Annotated in this window: 19 protein-coding genes and 1 pseudogene; 4 read left to right on the forward strand and 16 right to left on the reverse strand. The window is 51.7% G+C overall.

Features of this window, described 5'->3' with window-relative positions:
- Positions 1–115 precede the first annotated feature (115 nt).
- The 6 genes from FAH67_RS10330 to FAH67_RS10360 form a co-directional block, all read right to left on the reverse strand.
- Positions 116–937, reverse strand: a complete 822-nt coding sequence (locus tag FAH67_RS10330) for a DUF6414 family protein (protein ID WP_039864203.1) — start codon at positions 935–937, stop codon at positions 116–118.
- Positions 900–1,085 carry a hypothetical protein gene (locus FAH67_RS10335; RefSeq protein ID WP_003681334.1) on the reverse strand — a complete coding sequence of 62 codons (186 nt, stop codon included), beginning with the start codon at positions 1,083–1,085 and terminating at the stop codon, positions 900–902. Before FAH67_RS10335 ends, FAH67_RS10330 begins: the two co-directional genes overlap by 38 nt.
- A 155-nt stretch (positions 1,086–1,240) precedes the next feature.
- The gene (locus FAH67_RS10340; RefSeq protein WP_003681330.1) at positions 1,241–1,456 is read right to left on the reverse strand and encodes a hypothetical protein; all 216 of its coding nucleotides are present in this window, start codon (positions 1,454–1,456) and stop codon (positions 1,241–1,243) included.
- Positions 1,449–1,664, reverse strand: a complete 216-nt coding sequence (locus FAH67_RS10345) for a DUF4177 domain-containing protein (RefSeq protein ID WP_002246537.1) — start codon at positions 1,662–1,664, stop codon at positions 1,449–1,451. Before FAH67_RS10345 ends, FAH67_RS10340 begins: the two co-directional genes overlap by 8 nt.
- 206 nt (positions 1,665–1,870) lie before the next feature.
- Positions 1,871–3,214: an argininosuccinate synthase gene (argG, locus tag FAH67_RS10355; protein ID WP_003681327.1), complete on the reverse strand. Its 1,344-nt coding sequence runs from the start codon at positions 3,212–3,214 to the stop codon at positions 1,871–1,873.
- A gap of 159 nt (positions 3,215–3,373) precedes the next feature.
- Positions 3,374–3,760: a hypothetical protein gene (locus FAH67_RS10360; protein ID WP_003681326.1), complete on the reverse strand. Its 387-nt coding sequence runs from the start codon at positions 3,758–3,760 to the stop codon at positions 3,374–3,376.
- 89 nt (positions 3,761–3,849) lie between these two features.
- On the opposite strand from FAH67_RS10360, the gene FAH67_RS10365 reads away from it, so the two are divergent.
- The 3 genes from FAH67_RS10365 to FAH67_RS10375 are packed head-to-tail and all read left to right on the forward strand — an operon-like array spanning position 3,850 to position 6,251.
- Positions 3,850–4,662 (forward strand): competence/damage-inducible protein A, encoded by an 813-nt coding sequence (locus tag FAH67_RS10365; protein WP_003681324.1) that lies wholly within the window; start codon positions 3,850–3,852, stop codon positions 4,660–4,662.
- A complete protein-coding gene (locus FAH67_RS10370; protein ID WP_003681323.1) occupies positions 4,662–5,288 on the forward strand; it encodes a phosphatase PAP2 family protein in 627 nt (208 codons plus the stop codon). The genes FAH67_RS10365 and FAH67_RS10370 overlap by 1 nt, the downstream gene beginning before the upstream one ends.
- A 12-nt stretch (positions 5,289–5,300) precedes the next feature.
- The gene (locus tag FAH67_RS10375) at positions 5,301–6,251 is read left to right on the forward strand and encodes a YheT family hydrolase (protein ID WP_003681321.1); all 951 of its coding nucleotides are present in this window, start codon (positions 5,301–5,303) and stop codon (positions 6,249–6,251) included.
- Between the two features lie 79 nt (positions 6,252–6,330).
- Here FAH67_RS10375 and FAH67_RS10380 read toward each other — a convergent pair.
- From FAH67_RS10380 to FAH67_RS10410, 7 genes and pseudogenes are all read right to left on the reverse strand, one after another.
- A pseudogene (locus tag FAH67_RS10380) lies at positions 6,331–7,197 on the reverse strand (IS256 family transposase, variant Zn-binding type); the annotation flags it as partial.
- A gap of 219 nt (positions 7,198–7,416) precedes the next feature.
- A complete protein-coding gene (locus FAH67_RS10385; RefSeq protein ID WP_115287664.1) occupies positions 7,417–7,713 on the reverse strand; it encodes a helix-turn-helix domain-containing protein in 297 nt (98 codons plus the stop codon).
- A gap of 403 nt (positions 7,714–8,116) precedes the next feature.
- Positions 8,117–8,896, reverse strand: coding sequence for a type I methionyl aminopeptidase (gene map / locus FAH67_RS10390; protein ID WP_003680642.1), 780 nt, complete (start codon positions 8,894–8,896; stop codon positions 8,117–8,119).
- A gap of 63 nt (positions 8,897–8,959) precedes the next feature.
- Positions 8,960–9,565, reverse strand: a complete 606-nt coding sequence (locus FAH67_RS10395; RefSeq protein WP_003680643.1) for a prolipoprotein diacylglyceryl transferase — start codon at positions 9,563–9,565, stop codon at positions 8,960–8,962.
- A 67-nt stretch (positions 9,566–9,632) separates the two neighbouring features.
- Positions 9,633–10,244, reverse strand: a complete 612-nt coding sequence (locus FAH67_RS10400) for a BON domain-containing protein (RefSeq protein WP_003680644.1) — start codon at positions 10,242–10,244, stop codon at positions 9,633–9,635.
- A gap of 73 nt (positions 10,245–10,317) precedes the next feature.
- Complete coding sequence (locus FAH67_RS10405; protein ID WP_003680645.1) at positions 10,318–10,911, reverse strand: phosphoheptose isomerase; 594 nt, start codon at positions 10,909–10,911, stop codon at positions 10,318–10,320.
- Positions 10,912–10,915: 4 nt separating this feature from the next.
- Positions 10,916–11,263: a YraN family protein gene (locus FAH67_RS10410; RefSeq protein ID WP_003680646.1), complete on the reverse strand. Its 348-nt coding sequence runs from the start codon at positions 11,261–11,263 to the stop codon at positions 10,916–10,918.
- Positions 11,264–11,328: 65 nt separating this feature from the next.
- On the opposite strand from FAH67_RS10410, the gene rsmI reads away from it, so the two are divergent.
- Positions 11,329–12,207 carry a 16S rRNA (cytidine(1402)-2'-O)-methyltransferase gene (gene rsmI / locus FAH67_RS10415; protein WP_003680648.1) on the forward strand — a complete coding sequence of 293 codons (879 nt, stop codon included), beginning with the start codon at positions 11,329–11,331 and terminating at the stop codon, positions 12,205–12,207.
- A gap of 157 nt (positions 12,208–12,364) precedes the next feature.
- Here the strand turns inward: rsmI and FAH67_RS10420 are convergent, their stop codons facing one another.
- From FAH67_RS10420 to FAH67_RS10430, 3 genes are all read right to left on the reverse strand, one after another.
- Positions 12,365–13,174 carry an alpha/beta hydrolase gene (locus FAH67_RS10420; protein ID WP_003680650.1) on the reverse strand — a complete coding sequence of 270 codons (810 nt, stop codon included), beginning with the start codon at positions 13,172–13,174 and terminating at the stop codon, positions 12,365–12,367.
- A gap of 114 nt (positions 13,175–13,288) precedes the next feature.
- The gene (locus FAH67_RS10425; protein WP_003680652.1) at positions 13,289–14,278 is read right to left on the reverse strand and encodes a peptidylprolyl isomerase; all 990 of its coding nucleotides are present in this window, start codon (positions 14,276–14,278) and stop codon (positions 13,289–13,291) included.
- The gene (locus FAH67_RS10430) at positions 14,275–16,674 is read right to left on the reverse strand and encodes an LPS-assembly protein LptD (protein WP_370446681.1); all 2,400 of its coding nucleotides are present in this window, start codon (positions 16,672–16,674) and stop codon (positions 14,275–14,277) included. The genes FAH67_RS10425 and FAH67_RS10430 overlap by 4 nt, the downstream gene beginning before the upstream one ends.
- Positions 16,675–16,685 lie beyond the last annotated feature (11 nt).

Below are 16,685 nucleotides of genomic sequence, written 5' to 3' on the forward strand. Positions count from 1 at the left end.
TTATTAAAAGAATCTAAGATAGTACCTATTTTTAGGTTTGTTATATGAGGAAAACAGAGTTTTGGGGTAGAAAAAAGGCCATCTAAGAAATTTAAGATGACCTGTATTTGCGTACTTATTCAACTTTACGAAAAATCGCTAGTGGAGACACACCATATTCTTTTAGGCGTCGCCCCATCATGCCACGTAGATGCATAAAGGCTTCAACATAGCCACTTTCCATCTGTGTCATATATTTTAAAGCTGCACTATCAATTTCTGCCTCATCGTCTTTGTCAGGTACTGCATCTAAAACTGCTAAAATATGCCATTGGCCGGGAATTGTGATCGAATGTTTCATCACAAAGTCTAATGAATGTACCATTAGGTTACCTGCCGAAATTGTTCCCCAAGCTGAATTGTTATCATCAAATAATCGAAATTGTACTAATTTGGGCATTTGTTCAATTAAGTTAGCAAAAGTATCAAGTTCAGCTTGTTTGCTTTTTTTATTAATTTTATCGTTAGGAGTTTTTGAGGGCATTTCATGGATGTGCATATGCATTGCAGGCCGAATAAGCGAAGCCATTAGAGCATAATCCACAATTTGAAGTCTTCCTGAAAACAAAACGATCTGACCAAGTTTAGCTTTTTCTATATCTTTTTGAATCAATCCTAGACGATTTAATTCCCGAATAACATTTAGAGGCATTGCACGACTGGCATCAAAGTTACTTTGCATTGATTCTGATACCGAGCTTTGATTTTCAAGTCCTCCGGAAATAATTTTTGCACTGGCTCCCAATTGGTTTTTTTGTTGATCACTAACAGATTTAGTAATGACTTGATGAGTTAAAAGCCCATCTTTATCCAGTTGAGCATTGTATAAAGATAGGGCTTCATGATTAATATAAATAAAGTCATATAGGGAGTTTCCCACTACTTCGTCGTGTGCCATTTCTCATTTCCTGTATAATCTGTTGTTTTTTAGCTTCAAAAGCAGCATTACTTTTTTCTGCCTCATTAAAAGCTTGCTCTATACGCTGAGCTGTTTTAGGAGTTTTTACTTGTTTGGAAACAGCCTTTTTCAAATTTTTCAAAAACATGGCAATCTCCCACCAGTTAAAAGGTATTCTAACAATAACTTAATTTCCTATAGCTGTAAATAGTAAGTGGAGTAGAGATACGGTCAATGCCGTCTGAAATCAGGGTTTCAGACGGCATTGTGATGTTTGGGTCGCGGATCCGGTTCAAGTCCGCATCAGTTGATAAACCCGTCGTCTTTCATTTTCTTTTCGGAAAAATACTGACCGAATACCAGCAGGGAGGCGAGGATGATGACAAACAGCCCCGCCATAGTCAGTGTGATTTTGAAGAACAATTCCGCTTCGAGAAAAGAAAACCAAAGTTGCACAATCAGCAGCAGCACCCAGCCGGCAAATAGTCCGAGACAGGCATAAACGCCGAGCTTAAACACGATCCCGCTCCAAAATGACGACGTAGGCCTCGCGTTTGAAAAACAGCAGCATACGGCGCAAATCTTTTTCCATCGTTACAACCCGCCAGCCTTCGGGGGTTTGTTTATTGAGGAACTCGCTGAATTTGATGGGGTTGACCTTTGCCGCGCCGAAAAACAGGCTGGACAACAGGCTTTCCTGATAAATGATGACTTTGTATTCTTTCATCGTATTTCCTTTTCGGTTTAAACCCCGCCCTTTAAGGCGGTAGAATCAGACTTTATTTGGGAGGGGCGCAACCCCTTCCAAATCAGGACGACACATAGGGCGGTGCTTTATGTGCCGCCCTGTGTGTTGAAACATAGGATTCCTTTAATTGAGGGATTGCCTTTTCAGACAATCCCTTAAATTGCAGCGATGCAATGCGGTGAAACTTATTGCTTATTACCCAACTGCGGCAATACCGAACCTTCGCCCAATGCCAACAAACCGCTTTGCGAGTAAATGCCCAGTTTGGCGCGGGTGTCGGTAATGTCGAGGTTGCGCATCGTGAGCTGTCCGATGCGGTCGAGCGGAGTGAACGCAGCGTCTTCGACTTTTTCCATACTCAGGCGTTCGGGTTGGTAGGTCAGGTTGGGCGATTCGGTGTTCAGAATCGAGTAGTCGTTGCCGCGACGCAATTCGAGGGTTACTTCGCCGGTAATGGCTTTGGCAACCCAGCGTTGGGCGGTTTCGCGCAACATCAGGGCTTGGCTGTCGAACCAGCGGCCTTGGTAGAGCAAACGTCCGAGGCGCAGGCCGTTGATGCGGTATTGTTCGATGGTGTCTTCGTTGTGGATACCGGTCACCAAACGCTCGTAGGCGATGTGGAACAACGCCATTCCCGGGGCTTCGTAGATGCCGCGCGATTTGGCTTCGATGATGCGGTTTTCGATTTGGTCGCTCATACCTAAGCCGTGGCGGCCGCCGATGCGGTTGGCTTCGAGGAAGAGTTCGACGGGGTCGGCGTATTCTTTGCCGTTCAATGCAACCGGCACGCCTTCTTCAAAGCGCACGCTGACTTCTTCGGGTTTGATTTCGACGTTTTCGTCCCAAAAGGCAACGCCCATAATGGGTTTGACGATTTTGATGCCCGAGTTCAAAAATTCCAAGTCTTTGGCTTCGTGGGTGGCACCCAACATATTGGAATCGGTGGAGTAGGCTTTTTCAACCGACATTTTGTAGTTGAAGCCGTTGGCAATCAGAAATTCGCTCATTTCGTGGCGGCCGCCGAGTTCGTCGATAAATTGCTGGTCGAGCCAGGGTTTGTAGATTTTCAACGCGGGATTGGTGAGCAAACCGTAGCGGTAGAAACGCTCGATGTCGTTGCCTTTGTAGGTGCTGCCGTCGCCCCAAATATTCACATCGTCTTCTTTCATTGCGGAAACAAGCATCGTGCCGGTTACGGCGCGGCCCAGAGGCGTGGTGTTGAAATAGGCGATGCCGCCGGTGGAAACGTGGAACGCGCCGCATTGGATGGCGGCGATGCCTTCGTGTGCCAACTGCGCGCGGCAGTCGATTAAGCGGGCGTTTTCCGCGCCGTATTCCATCGCTTTTTTAGGAATGGCGTTGTAATCGTCTTCGTCGGGCTGGCCGAGATTGGCAGTGTAGGCATAAGGCAGCGCGCCTTTGCGTTTCATCCACAACAGCGCGGCGGAGGTATCAAGTCCGCCGGAGAAGGCGATGCCGACTTTTTGACCGACGGGGAGGTGTTGCAGGATAGTATTGTTTTGACTCATGTGGAATCCTTCGGACTAAAAATAAAAGCAGAACGAGGCAAACCGCTCTGCACATGATTTGAACTTATTATCTTATAAATAGATGAGATAATCTAGTTTGATGCCGTCTGAAAAAGCATTCAGGTTTTCAGACGGCATTTGTCCGCAATTATTGAGACGCTATCCGAAGCTGAATACAATGAAGCATGCTGCCCAAACCGAAGCAGCTGTCAAAGGCCACAACAAGTAGCCTTTTTGCCCAGTCAAACGCCACATTTCATCTGCATTGGTTGCAACAAAAAACAACCACAAAAAACCAAGTAAAATATCCGTAAAGACTGCCAGTGAAAAAATCATACGGTTTGCAGGTAAGAAGCTGAATGCGTTCAGAACAATCCATTGTATAAAAAATGTGGAAAGCGTAGCATATTTGGCGCGAAAATTGACTGCACGTTTGTCTTGATGAATTTTACGGCGAATAATCAAATACTGAACAATCAGCACAAACGCACACACAAAAAGGCTGATAATGAACATGAAAAACGCAACAATGCCGATTGCAAACATGAGTCTCTCCTATCCGTTGCACCTAATAAGCAATATTGGAACAGTAATCATGGGAAATCATGAATAGCCTTTAGGCAGAAGGAAAGATTATGAAAGACCGACAGCATTTGTTCAACCTCATCATCATCGGCGACGAAATCTTACACGGCAGCCGCCAAGACAAGCATTTCGCCTTTTTCAAATCCCTGCTCGAATCCAAAGGGCTGAAGCTCAATCAGGTGCAATACCTGCCCGACGAACCCGATTTGCTGGTCAAACAACTGCGCCGCAGCTTTTCAGACGGCCTGCCGACTTTTGTTACCGGCGGTATCGGTTCTACGCCTGACGACCACACGCGCCAAGCCGCAGCGGCCGCTTTGGATTTGCCTGTTGTCCGCCATCCTGAAGCGGCCGGGTTCATCGAAGGCGTTACCTTGAAACGCGGCGAGCCGCTCGATTCGCCCGAACACGCCCAACGCCTGAAAATGGCGGATTTTCCCGCAGGCGCGGAATTGGTGCCCAATCCGTTTAACAACATCGCCGGATTTTCCATCCGCGAGCATTATTTCTTCCCCGGCTTTCCCGTGATGGCGCACCCGATGGCCGAATGGGTATTGGAAACTTATTACGCCGACCGCTTCAATCAAACCGAACGCGGCAGTCGCAGCGTGTATGTGTTCGACCAACCCGAGTCGCGCATTACGCCGATTATGGAACATCTTGAGCGTACCTACGCCGGTATCCGTTCGTACAGCCTGCCCACCGTGGGCCGTACCGATTCAGACGGCCGTTATACTCCGCCGCATATCGAGTTCGGCATCAAAGCGGAAGGCGAGGCCTGCCGCTTGCTGGATGCGGCGTGGGAAGATGCGTTGCAGGGTTTGCAGGCGATTGGCGCGACTTTGAAAGAAACGGTGGAATAATGCACTTATCCCCAGCCCAATCCAGACGCGCACTGACTTTTGCCTCTTTGTTGTTTTTACCGCCAACCCTCATCATCGGCATTTGGCTGGCGCAATATGGCGGCTTCGCTTTTGAACCGCCGCTGATGCACGCCGTCCATGCCCACGCGGGAACATGGTTTGACCCGATTGCCACCGTGTTGCACTATCTGGGCAAAACCGCGATTGCCGTGCCGCTGATCGGCGTAGTCGCCGCCACCCTGTATTTTGCCGATAAGAAGCGCGAAGCACTGTTTTGCGTGTTGGCGGCATTGGTGCCGACTTTGAACATGCTGATTGTGAAAGTATGGTTTGCACGCGAACGCCCCTTGCTTTGGCCGCGCCTGATTGAGGAGAGCAATTTTTCCTTTCCCAGCGGCCACAGTACGTTTTCCGCCGCCATTGCCGTCATGCTGATATTGCTTTGCCGCCGCACGCGCTACCGCCGCGCCGCTTGGATAGGCGGTATTTCCTTTGCCCTGTTGACCGGGTTTTCACGCATCTATTTGGGCGTGCATTATCCCACCGACGTTTGGGCAGGCTGGACAAACGGCACGCTGACTGCCTTGCTGGTGTATATGCTCATCTTCAGGCCGTCTGAAAAATAGAAGAAATAAATCATGAATACGCGTTCACCCAACACGCCTTATTGGCTCAGAAACGGCCATGCCGACACCCTGTTTGCCAAGCTGCTGCAAGGCAAGGCGCCCGACTACCGTCGCGAGCTTCTGCCCGACAGTACCGGCAAAACCCAAGTTGCCTACGATTTTGTCGACAGCGCCGACCCCGATGCGCCGTTGGTGGTTTTGTTCCACGGACTGGAAGGCAGCAGCGAGAGCCATTACGCAGTCGAGTTGATGAAAGCCGTGCAGCAGCGCGGTTGGAACGGCGTGGTTGCCCATTTTCGCAGTTGCGGCGGCATAGAAAACACCGCGCCCGTGTTCTACCACCTCGGCGATACGCCCGAAATCGCCTTTATGCTCAACACGCTGGCACAACGCTATTCAACCATCTACGCCGTCGGCGTTTCTTTGGGGGGCAATGCCTTGGCCAAATATTTGGGCGAGCAGGGCAGCAATGCCGTTCCGCGCGCTTCTGCCGTCGTTTCCGCGCCGGTTGATGCCGTGGCGGCCGGTATGCGTTTTGACCAAGGCATGACGCGCTTGATTTACACGCGCTATTTTTTAAATTCACTGTTGCCGAAAGCCCGAGCGATTCCCCGGTTTCAGACGGCCTTAAGCCAGCAAAACTGCAAAACGCTTGGCGATTTTGACGACCGCTTTACCGCGCCGCTACACGGTTTTGCCGACCGCCACGATTACTACCGCCGCAATTCCTGCAAACCGTTTCTGAAAGGCGTGGATACGCCGTTGCTGTTGCTCAATGCCGTCAACGACCCCTTCCTGCCGCCGGAAGCCCTACCGACCGGGCGGGACGTGTCCTCGGCCGTTACGCTGCTGCAACCGGCATACGGCGGGCATGTCGGCTTCGTCAGCCGCGATCAAGGCCGTCTGAATCTGCAATGGCTGCCGCAAACGGTGTTGGACTATTTCAAACAGTATCAGCCGTAAATGAAAAAGGGGGCGTAAGTAACAAAATGGAGGCTATTTCGGAGAACATTCTCCCTAAGTAACAAAATGGAGGCTGAGCCTAAGATTTAATTGAGAAATAATCCTTAATAAACCTAATCTTATTCTCCCTACTCATGCCGTGATGACACGCTAAAAGTCGTTTCATGTCCGAGAATGTGCCGTCAAGCAGATTGGTCGTATTCGGGATGTTTAAATCAGGATATTGCTCAAACACAAACAGATAATCCAAATTGCGTTTTAGGCTGAAATACGCACTCCTGATATTCTTATGTGTGTAATGCGATTTGCCTGTTTCGGTGTTAAAGGTGCGTTCGTTCAGATAGCTTTGATACTGCTCAAACCACGTTTGCAGATCGTGTTCAAAGTCGGATTGCTTACTGTTTTTCAACGTCAATGCCAATCGCCAAAGTGCTTTGCCTGCTTCTGTTTTGGGATTGAGCGTTAAATAGCGACTGACGGTTTTAACCTGATGAAATTGACAGAGCTGTACGGGAATATCAGGAAACATCTGTACCAAACCGTGTCGCCCATCACAAACAATGCTTTGTATTTCAATGCCTTTGGCTTTCAGGCTGCCTATTGCTGTGAAATATTGTTCGTTGGTTTCGTATTTGACTTTGCTGACGGATAGTGCTTTGCCGCTGATGCTGTCTATCAAAACCATGACGCCGAAACTGCGTCCGAAGTAAGTGGTGTCCATGATGACGTTGGCTGCTGCGGGAGAAATGAAATGCACCTTAATTTGAACTTTTTTGAGATGCCTCAGAATAGTCTGCCGACTGCATCCGTAAGTTTTGGCAAGCTGTGCGGCGGTCTGTTTGCCTTCGCTGTATGCCTGCCATATTTCCTGCGGATTAAGCCGTCTGCCGCCATCAAACTGTCTGCCGCAAGCATGGCATTTGTAGCGTTGTTTGCCGTTTCGGCAGCCGTTCCTTTTGACTTGTTTTGAGTCGCAAAAAGGGCATTTTTTGTATTCAAAGCCTTTGACCTCTTTTAAAGCCTTATAGGATAAGGCTTGCGGGGATTTTTAGCCTCCATTTTGTTACTTACGTCAAAAAGGGCATGTATGCGACATGCCCTTAGTGTGTAGAAAGTAAAAAGGCCGTCTGAAAACGAATTTCAGACGGCCTTTTGAATGGCTTGATTATTTGCCTTTGTTGTCGGCTTTAGCTTCTTTTTTCAGAGAAGCGTACAACTCAGGGTCGCGGTTTTTCAGCAAGGACGCAACGGCCAAGTCGTCACGGTTTACTTTAGCCAAATCTACGCGCTCAATGTGTACCAAACGCAGCAATTCGCGTACAGGTTTAGGCATGTTGCGGCCGGATTCGTAACGGGAACCACTGGATTGAGTCACACCAATGCGGCTCCAGAAGTCCATTTGGTTCAGGCCGAGTTTTTTACGGATATCGCGGATATTTTCAATTTTTTCGAACGATTTCATGAATCTTCCTTATTGTGGTATTTGTTGCATGCCTCTAGGCATAAAAATGGGTCTGCAAGAATGCCGGCATCCCTTTCCTGTAGGCTTTGGGGTGATATGTGGGCGTATTGCAAATGACTGATCTAGATAATTGGACAGTATATTCGAAAGAAGTTTTCCGCTGTCTGCCATAATTTGTGTAAATATTTCTTAATTCATTATTTCAGTAAATTTTCATTATATAAATCATCAAATTATGCACTTATCTTAAATATGGCGTAAGCAAATTTTTACATAATTAAACAATTTAATCTGGGTAAAAACTTAATTTCGAGTTTTTATTCGGTTTTCTAGATTGAGAATGCGAATAAATTTTAGGCCGTCTGAATCTATGTTTTCAGACGGCCTGAAGGTTTTTTCAAGGTTAAGGCTTACCGCTGGCAGGGCTGATGGTAAGGATTTCGTAGCCGGTTTCGGTAACCAAAACTTCGTGTTCCCATTGGGCGGAGAGGGAGCGGTCTTTGGTGACCACTGTCCAACCGTCGTTCAGGATGCGCAGATGGCGTTTGCCTTGGTTGATCATCGGCTCGATGGTAAAAATCATGCCCGGTTTGAGGACGAGGCCCTCGCCTCTGCGGCCGTAGTGGACTACTTGCGGCGCTTCGTGGAAGCCGCGGCCGATGCCGTGTCCGCAGAATTCCTGTACGACGGAGTAGCCGGCATTTTCGGCAACCTGTTGGCAGGCATAGCCGACGTCGCCGAGGGTGGCGCCGGGTTTGACCGCTTCGATACCCGCCATCATGGAGGCGTGAGTCACGTCGATCAGGCGTTGGGCAATCGGGGAGACTTTGCCGACGGTAAACATACGGCTGGAGTCACCGTGGAAACCGTCTTTTTTAATGGTCAGGTCGATGTTGACGATGTCGCCTTCTTTTAGCGGTTTGTCGTCGGGAATGCCGTGGCAGATAACGTGGTTGACAGAGGTGCAGCAGGATTTCGGGTAGGGCGGGTTGCCGTAGTTGAGAGGGGCCGGATAACCGCCTTGAACGTTGACGTGGTAGTCGTAAACGAGTTTGTCGATTTCGTTGGTGGTTACGCCGGGTTTGACGAATTGGCCGATGTAATCGAGGGCTTCGGCGACCAAGCGGCCGAGTTCGCGCATTTTTTCGATTTCTTCGGGGGTTTTGATGATGACTTCGTTCATGAGGTTTCCTTCTTGTTTCAGACGGCATGGAGGCCGTCTGAACGGGACGGGTGTGCCGTCTGTTTAAAACAGGTTGTCGAGATTGTCTGTATTGCGCGGTTTGGCTTGTGGTTTTGCCTCAGGCTCGGCTTTCGGAGTCGGTTTGGACTCGGGGGCTTTGGCTTTTTCCGGTTTGTTTTCTACCGCTTGTGCGGCAGGTTTGTTGCTTGCGGCTTTGTTTTCTACCGGCTGGCTGTCTGCTTTAGGTTTGTTTTGAGCGGCAGGGCTGTTGTTGTCGGATTGTGTGTTTTCTGATTTGTCGGTTTCAGCGCGTTTGTTTTCTGTGCGTTTGCTGCGGTGTACAGAGGAGCGGTCGTTTTTTACACCTTCTTCCGCTTTTTCGCCTTTTTCGTTTTGTGGGACGACAGGATTGCCGGAGGCGGTTTTTGCATCGCCGTCTTTGGCAGGCTGAACGGTTTCAGGTTCGACTGCGCCGTTGGGGCGCCAAACTTCAATACGTGTGTCGTTTTGTTCGGCAGGGCTTTTTTCGGGTACGTCGGTTTTACCGGAGTTTAGGGTGCTGAATACGCCGGCAACAAGGGCGGCAACGGCAATAAAGCTGACAAGGAATAAGGCGCGGAGTAGGTGTTTGGGCTTAAGTTGGAAAGGGGTTTTATTATTCTTTGACATGATGGGTCGGGTAATCGTTGGAGGAATGGCCGTCTGAATGTTCAGACGGCCCCGGGTTGCCTGTGAATCAGTTGGCAACGTAGTTTTGATAGAGGGTCACGACTTTTTGTACGCCGACGGTCGTGCTGACTTTTTGGGTCACGCGGGCTTGCTCGTCAGGCGTGAGGATGCCCATCACATAGGTCACATTGCCGTAAGTCACGATTTTGACGCGTGCTTGGGTGGCCGGGCTGAGACCCAACAGGGTGGCGCGGACTTTGGATGTGCCCCAAGTATCGTTGGTCACATCGCCGAGCGAACGCGCTTGTGAGGCAACAGTGATGTAGTTGTACACGCCTTCTGCGGCTTGTTCGGAACGGGCGATGCGTTCAACAAATTGTTTTTCGCCTTCGGTAGCCACTTGGCCGAGCAGGAGCAGGTGGCGGTTGTAGCTGACAACGTTCAGTTTGGGCGTGTAACCTTGGACTTGGTTGTTTTGGCGCAGGTAGGAGCGTGCAGTGGTTTCGACGCGCAGTGCCATAATGTTGTCGTCGGTTTGCGCGCCTGTGGTGCGGCGGTCGACGGCGGATTTGGTGCCGACGGCTGCACCGCCGATCAGTGCGCCGACGCAGCCGCTCAGACTCAGGCTTAAGAGGGTCGCAGTCAGAACGGGGAGGGCGTAGCGTTTGATATTCTTCATATCCTTTTCCTTGGGTATGGACGGTTGGGTGTTCAGACGGCCTTTAAGGGATGGGCCGTCTGAAAAGAAAGGGTTACATGCCTTCAAGCAGGACGGAGTCGATACAGTCGCACATGGCGTGAATCAGCAAAATATGGTTTTCCTGAATGCGTGCAGTGCGCGGATAAGGGACGTTGAGCAAAACGTCGGTATCTTTGAGCATGGCGGCGATTTTTCCGCCGTCGCGGCCGGTCATGGCGATGACGTGCATGTCGCGCTCGTGTGCCGCTTTGATGGCTTCAATGACGTTGGCGGAATTGCCGGAGGTGGAGATGCCGACCAATACGTCGCCTGCACGTCCGAGCGCGCGCACTTGTTTGCTGAATACATGGTCGAAACCGTAGTCGTTGCCGATGGCGGTCAGGGCGGAAGTGTCTGTCGTCAGCGCGACAGCGGCCAATTCCATGCGTTCTTTTTCAAAACGGCCGGTCATTTCTGCGGCGAAGTGTTGCGCATCGGCAGCTGAACCGCCGTTGCCGCAGGCCAGGATTTTGCCGTCGTTCATCAGGCATTGCAGCATCAGCTCGGCAGCCTGTACGGTCGGCTCGACCAGTACTTTTTCGGCTTCCTGCTTGGCGCGGATGCTCTCGGCAAAATGTGCGGAAACGCGTTCTTGTAATGTTGTCATGAGGTTAACCTGTAATATTTTGAATCCATTCGGGTTGGCCGTCGCCCTCAATCAGTACCGCATCCAGGCGGCAGGGAGCATGGTTCAACCCGTGCTTTTGCAGATAATACTCTACACTTCGTTGCAATTTCAATAATTTGGACGGCGAGATGCTGTATGCTGCACCACCGAAACCTCGGTTTTTGCGGTATTTTACTTCAACAAACACAATCGTACCGCCGTTTTTGACGATTAAATCGATTTCGCCGTAGGCGCAATGCCAGTTCCGTGCCAGCAGCGAGCAGCCTTTGCCCAGCAGGAATGCCAGCGCCGCATCTTCGGCCGCCGCCCCCTGTTTGTGGTTTAAGCGCATGAAAAGTTTACCCGTTATATAATCATTGTTTTTAAAGAGACGCCGTTTCAGACGGCCTTGAATCTATGTACACAAAACACCTGCAAAAAGCCGTCGACAGCATCGAAAAACAGACATTATACGTTGTCGCTACACCCATCGGCAATTTAGCCGACATAACGCTGCGCGCGCTGGCCGTTCTGCAAAAGGCCGACATTATCTGCGCCGAGGACACCCGCGTCACCGCCCAGCTTTTGAGTGCGTACGGCATTCAGGGCAAACTCGTGAGCGTGCGCGAACACAACGAGCAGCAAATGGCCGATAAAATCATCGCCCATCTTTCAGACGGCCTGAGCGTCGCCCAAGTTTCGGATGCGGGCACGCCTGCGGTTTGCGATCCCGGTGCGAAACTTGCTGCCCGCGTGCGTGAAGCCGGATTTAAAGTGGTGCCTGTGGTCGGCGCAAGCGCGGTCATGGGGGCGTTGAGCGTGGCCGGGGTGACAGAATCCGATTTTTACTTCAATGGTTTCCTGCCGCCTAAGGCCGGCGAACGCCAAAAGCTGTTGGCCAAATGGGCGGAAGCCGATTTTCCGATTGTGATGTTTGAAACGCCGCACCGTATCGAAGCAAGCCTTGCGGATATGGTCGCGCAGTTCCCCGAACGCCGTTTGACATTGGCGCGCGAAATCACCAAAACGTTTGAAACCTTCCTCAGCGGCACGGTTGCCGAGATCCAAGCCGCCCTTAAAAACGACAGCAACCAAACGCGTGGCGAGATGGTGCTGGTGTTGCACCCTGCGGTGAAAGAGAAACACAGCGATTTGCCCGAGGCAGCGCAAAATACCATGAAAATCCTTGCGGCCGAGTTGCCGACCAAACAAGCCGCCGAGCTTGCCGCCAAGATTACCGGCGAGAATAAAAAGGCGCTGTATGATTTGGCTTTGGAATGGAAAAAGCAGGGATAATGGCTGATTGGCAAACCGTATATCAAAGGCCGTCTGAACAATAGATTTCAGACGGCCTTTTTATAATTGGATTTTGGAGGGTTTTAAATTGATCCAATAGGTTCAATACGCTTCTAAGTTTGCGTTCCAGACGGCCTCAATGTTTGGCAAACCTGCTTCAACGCTGCCATGCGCTGCGCAAATATTCGATGCAGTCGGTCAGGGCGTAAAACGGGGCGTTGCCGTGATTGGCGTTGGGGTAGAGGGTGAAGCGGACATCCGCGCCGAGGTGGTGCAAAGTGCCGGCAAGGATTTTGGCTTGTGCGACCATGCCGCGGCTGGTTTGGTCGGGACGGTTGTTTTTGCCCTCATGTTCGCCTGCGCCAAGGCGGATGCCGATTCCTTGCGGCAAAGTGTCGGGCAGCCAATCGAGTACGCGGCGGTTTTGCCACCAGATAGACGGCGAAACCAGCAAATAATGGCGGAAGCGTTCGGGGCGGGTGAACAGGGAATAGAGGCCGTATAAGGCGCCGAACGAATGGCCGAAGACGGCTTGGTTTTGGGTATTGATGCGGTATTTGCTGTCGAGCAGGGCGGAGAGTTCGTTATCGATAAAGCAGCTGAAGCGGTCGGCCTGGCCGTATTGTTTGTGTTCGGATTCGGGCGCGTTGTCGGGCAGCGGCGGCGTGTAGTCGAGGGCGCGTTGGCTTAAGTCGCGGATGGTGCCGCCGGTGTAGCCGATACCGACAATCAGACAGGCGGCATGGCTTTTGGTGATGGGGTTGATGAGCAGGGATTGCGCCATATTGAGGATGGCGGGGAAAAAGGCGTCTCCGTCAAGGATATACAGCACGGGATAGCCGCCTGCCGGACGCTCGCCGAGTGCCGCAGCTTGAATGCGGTAGGTGCGGCCGGTGCGGGCGGAAGTAAGGGTGGTTTCTTCGGCTTGCAGCAGGGTGGCAGCTTGCCAGTTGGGACGGATGGGCATGATGGGGTGCTTTAATCAATGGGTTGCTTAAGTAAAAGGAGAGAAGGCCGTCTGAACAATCGATTTCAGACGGCCTTATTGTACGGATTCCTGCCTTTTTAACAATACGCGCGATTAGCGTACGTCAACGTATGAGCTGCTGTGCAGTTCGCGCAGGAGGTTGGTGGTCGCCTGTTGCGCTTTTTGTTGGGACAGGTATTGGCGGACGGCGTTTTGTTGGCGCTCTTCAGGCGTACCTGCTTCACGGACGTCGTTCAGTTTGATAATGTGCCAGCCGAATTGGGTGCGGACAGGGGCGCTGATTTGGCCGGGTTTGAGTTTGTGGACGGCTTCTTCAAATGGGGCAACCATCATGCCGTCGGCAAACCAGCCCAAATCGCCGCCATTGCCGGCGCTGCTGTCTTGCGAGTATTGGCGTGCCAAACCGCCGAAATCCGCGCCGCTGCGGGCTTGGGTGTAGATTTTGCGGATGGTGCTTTCAGCGCCGACGGCGGCATTGTCGTTGTCGGCTTTAATGAGGATGTGTTGGGCATGGTATTGGCGCACAGGGTCTGCTTCAGGCAGGGTTACGCCTTGTTGTTTGGCCTGCTCGATGTAGCGTGCCACTTCGGAGTCGCTCACGCGGCTGTTTTGCATGATGGCCTGTTGGCGCACTTTTTCAACAATAATGCTGTCGGCGATGTCTTGACGGACGGCGGCAGACGGGTTTTTGATGTTGGGGTTGTGCGCGATAACGGCTTCGATTTCGCTATCGGTCGCTTGGATGTTGCGGCGTTTGCCTGCTTGGAGGATCAGGGATTGGTTGATCATTTGTGCCAAAACTTGTTGGCGCAGCTCGTTGGCGTCCATTTGTGTGCCTTTAGGCATGGTTTGACGCGCTTGCGCTACGGCTTGTGCTACTTGGCGGTGGGTAATGACTTCGTTGTCGACAACTGCGGCAATGCCGTCTGAAAGATGTACACCGCTTTGTACGGCAGGCATGGTAGTGGCGCTGACGACTGGAGTTTTGTTGGCACGCGCTTTGGTCGCTTTGGCTTTAGGGGCGGCGTGCGCGCCTGCTGCGAGAGTGAGTGCGGCGACGAGAATCAGGGGTTTGAAGTTCATTGTTTGACTACCTCGTTGGTTTTGCTGTAACCGGGGATGGCTAAGCGGAGTTTTTCGAATGGGTTGTTGCCGATATTGCTCAAGTCTTTGAGTTGGAGATTGAAGAATACGGCGTTTTTGTGGCTGTTTTCGCCGGTAACATAGCGTTGGCCGACCAAACTTGCGCTCCAGCAGCCGCAGTTGCTTTTGTATTCTGCACCGATGAGCATTTCCAGCGGTTTTTTGGCTTCGATTTCGTAGTTGTAACGGGCAACGGCGTACAGGTTTTTACTCAACGGCCATTGGGCGGCAAGGTCGATTTGGCTGAGCCTGTCGTAGAAATAGTCGCCGTTGGCTTGCAGATAAATGCGCTCGTTGCGTCCGTATTTGTAGCGCGCGCTTAAGACTTTGCCGGGTTCGGGGTTGTAGGTAATCCCTGCGGCGTAGCTCTCGGCACGGCTTAGGTTTTGGTTGTAGTGGATGTCCAAATCAATGCGGGTGCTCGGAGTAAGGTTGCCGTGTGCAAAGGCTACCCAGTCGGATTGGCTGCGCGGATAATTGCTGACGTTGCCGTCAGGCAGGACGTTGTCTTTTTTGAAATAAAACTTCTGGCCGATACCTGCACGGAAGAGTTCCGCACCGGTATTGGGGTTGAGGATACGGCTTTGTGTGGCCAGCGTCAGGCTGTTGGCCGAATTGATGCGGTCGTTGCCCGAATACAGGTTTTCGCGGAACAGCTGCGAATAGCTAAAGCTGTTTTCGGAGCTGTCGAAATTGGGCAGGTCGTTTTGGGACTTGGTCGGAATGTAGTTGTAAAACAGGCGCGGTTCAAGCGTTTGCAGGTATTCCCCGCCGAAGAGTCGGGCCCTGCGCTCGAAAGTCAGGCCGCTGTCGACGTTGATAATCGGCAGAACGCGGCTGACATTGCGGCCGCTTTGACCATTGAAACTGTTGAGGCTGTAATAAGTGGCATGTACGCCGACTTTAGGTCGGATGTAGCCCCATTGGTTGTGGAAATCCCATTTGACGCTCGGATAGAGTACCACGCGGCTGCCGTCTTGCTTGGTGTCGTGGTCAAAGCGGGTGAATTGGCCTAATACGTTAAGCTGAGCCTTGCCGATATGGCTTTGCCAACGGCCGGTCAGACGGGGCATGATGGCGTAAGGTTCGTCTTTATAGCCGTCTTGGTTGGCAAGCATTTGGTATTTTTGTACGCGCAACGAGCCGTCAAAGCTGCCGCCCAACAGTTTGTCGCTGTAATTGAGCCATGCCTGACGGTCGAGGTTGACGTTGCGTGCGATGTCTTCGCGGCCGTAGAAGTCGCGGTAGTAATCGTCGTCGGAAACTTGGTTGTAGTTGATGCCGCCGCTGATTTTGCTGTTCAGCTGCTGCTGGTGTTTCCATTTGAACTGGTAGCGGTTGTTGCGGATGCTTTTTTGGTCGTTCGGCATCCAGTCGCCATCGACTTCGCCGCTGTAATTCGGTTGCAGATAACGGACTTGGCCGCCCAGTTGCACGCCGCGTTTGCTGATAATGCCCGGGCGGATGGTGGCATCCAAATTCGGCGCAAGGTTGAAATAGTAGGGCAGGCTCAGCTCAAGGCCGTCTGAACCTGTGGCAATGGTCGGAACGAGCAGGCCGCTTTTGCGGTTGCCGTTGATGGGGAAGTCCGCCCAAGGCGTGTAGAGGACAGGGACGCCGCCGAATACGAGCGAAGCGTGTTTGGCCACGCCGATACCTGTCGACTCATCGGCTTCAATGCTTTGCGCTTGGATATACCAGCTGGCATCGCCGGGCGAACAGGTGTTGAATTTGGTGTTGATGAGTTTGTATAGGCCTTTGCCTTTGAGTTCGGCTTTTTCGCTGACACTTTGAAGGCGGCGGCCGCCTTGTTCGGTATTGAGGCGCACGGCAGTGCCGGAACCGGTTTGGTCTTTGAGGTTGTACACCAATTGGTCGCCGGATACGGTCGAACCGTTTTGATATAGGGTAAAGCGGTCGCCGGCGGTAACGGTATCGGTGGCTTGGTCGTATTGCGCCCAATCGGCATTGAGAACATCGGCATTGCGCTCGACAATGACGTCGCCTTCGGCACGGACGCCGACTTGGGTCTGACCTTCTATTTTATCGGCGTTGACGCGGGTGTAATCGGCAGGCAGGGCAGGCTCGCCGCTGCGTTTGATTTCGGCGGTTTCGGCCGGCTTGGCATCTTCGTGGTCGCAAAACAGGCAAGTGCTGCCCAAGGAAAGCGGATCGGCTTCGCTTTGGCTGGTTTTTGCCGGTTTGGATGTGGCGGCGTGGGCAGGGGTATAGTCTTCCGCCTGCGGAACAGAAGCATCTTCCGCGCGCACGGCTGTTGCGCCAAAGCCCATAATTAAGGCGGGTACCAAGGGTTTGAGTGAAAATAAACGAGCCAAAATCGCCCCTT

The sequence above is a fragment of the Neisseria flavescens genome (assembly GCF_005221285.1).
GTDB lineage: Bacteria > Pseudomonadota > Gammaproteobacteria > Burkholderiales > Neisseriaceae > Neisseria > Neisseria flavescens.

What these genes read in the sequence shown, in the direction of transcription:
- FAH67_RS10330 (WP_039864203.1), bottom strand. Translation starts at nt 937, where the DNA reads ATGGCACACGACGAAGTAGTGGGAAACTCCCTATATGACTTTATTTAT.
- FAH67_RS10335 (WP_003681334.1), bottom strand. Translation starts at nt 1,085, where the DNA reads ATGTTTTTGAAAAATTTGAAAAAGGCTGTTTCCAAACAAGTAAAAACT.
- FAH67_RS10345 (WP_002246537.1), bottom strand. Translation starts at nt 1,664, where the DNA reads ATGAAAGAATACAAAGTCATCATTTATCAGGAAAGCCTGTTGTCCAGC.
- argG (WP_003681327.1), bottom strand. Translation starts at nt 3,214, where the DNA reads ATGAGTCAAAACAATACTATCCTGCAACACCTCCCCGTCGGTCAAAAA.
- FAH67_RS10360 (WP_003681326.1), bottom strand. Translation starts at nt 3,760, where the DNA reads ATGTTTGCAATCGGCATTGTTGCGTTTTTCATGTTCATTATCAGCCTT.
- FAH67_RS10365 (WP_003681324.1), top strand. Translation starts at nt 3,850, where the DNA reads ATGAAAGACCGACAGCATTTGTTCAACCTCATCATCATCGGCGACGAA.
- FAH67_RS10370 (WP_003681323.1), top strand. Translation starts at nt 4,662, where the DNA reads ATGCACTTATCCCCAGCCCAATCCAGACGCGCACTGACTTTTGCCTCT.
- FAH67_RS10375 (WP_003681321.1), top strand. Translation starts at nt 5,301, where the DNA reads ATGAATACGCGTTCACCCAACACGCCTTATTGGCTCAGAAACGGCCAT.
- FAH67_RS10385 (WP_115287664.1), bottom strand. Translation starts at nt 7,713, where the DNA reads ATGAAATCGTTCGAAAAAATTGAAAATATCCGCGATATCCGTAAAAAA.
- map (WP_003680642.1), bottom strand. Translation starts at nt 8,896, where the DNA reads ATGAACGAAGTCATCATCAAAACCCCCGAAGAAATCGAAAAAATGCGC.
- FAH67_RS10395 (WP_003680643.1), bottom strand. Translation starts at nt 9,565, where the DNA reads ATGTCAAAGAATAATAAAACCCCTTTCCAACTTAAGCCCAAACACCTA.
- FAH67_RS10400 (WP_003680644.1), bottom strand. Translation starts at nt 10,244, where the DNA reads ATGAAGAATATCAAACGCTACGCCCTCCCCGTTCTGACTGCGACCCTC.
- FAH67_RS10405 (WP_003680645.1), bottom strand. Translation starts at nt 10,911, where the DNA reads ATGACAACATTACAAGAACGCGTTTCCGCACATTTTGCCGAGAGCATC.
- FAH67_RS10410 (WP_003680646.1), bottom strand. Translation starts at nt 11,263, where the DNA reads ATGCGCTTAAACCACAAACAGGGGGCGGCGGCCGAAGATGCGGCGCTG.
- rsmI (WP_003680648.1), top strand. Translation starts at nt 11,329, where the DNA reads ATGTACACAAAACACCTGCAAAAAGCCGTCGACAGCATCGAAAAACAG.
- FAH67_RS10420 (WP_003680650.1), bottom strand. Translation starts at nt 13,174, where the DNA reads ATGCCCATCCGTCCCAACTGGCAAGCTGCCACCCTGCTGCAAGCCGAA.
- FAH67_RS10425 (WP_003680652.1), bottom strand. Translation starts at nt 14,278, where the DNA reads ATGAACTTCAAACCCCTGATTCTCGTCGCCGCACTCACTCTCGCAGCA.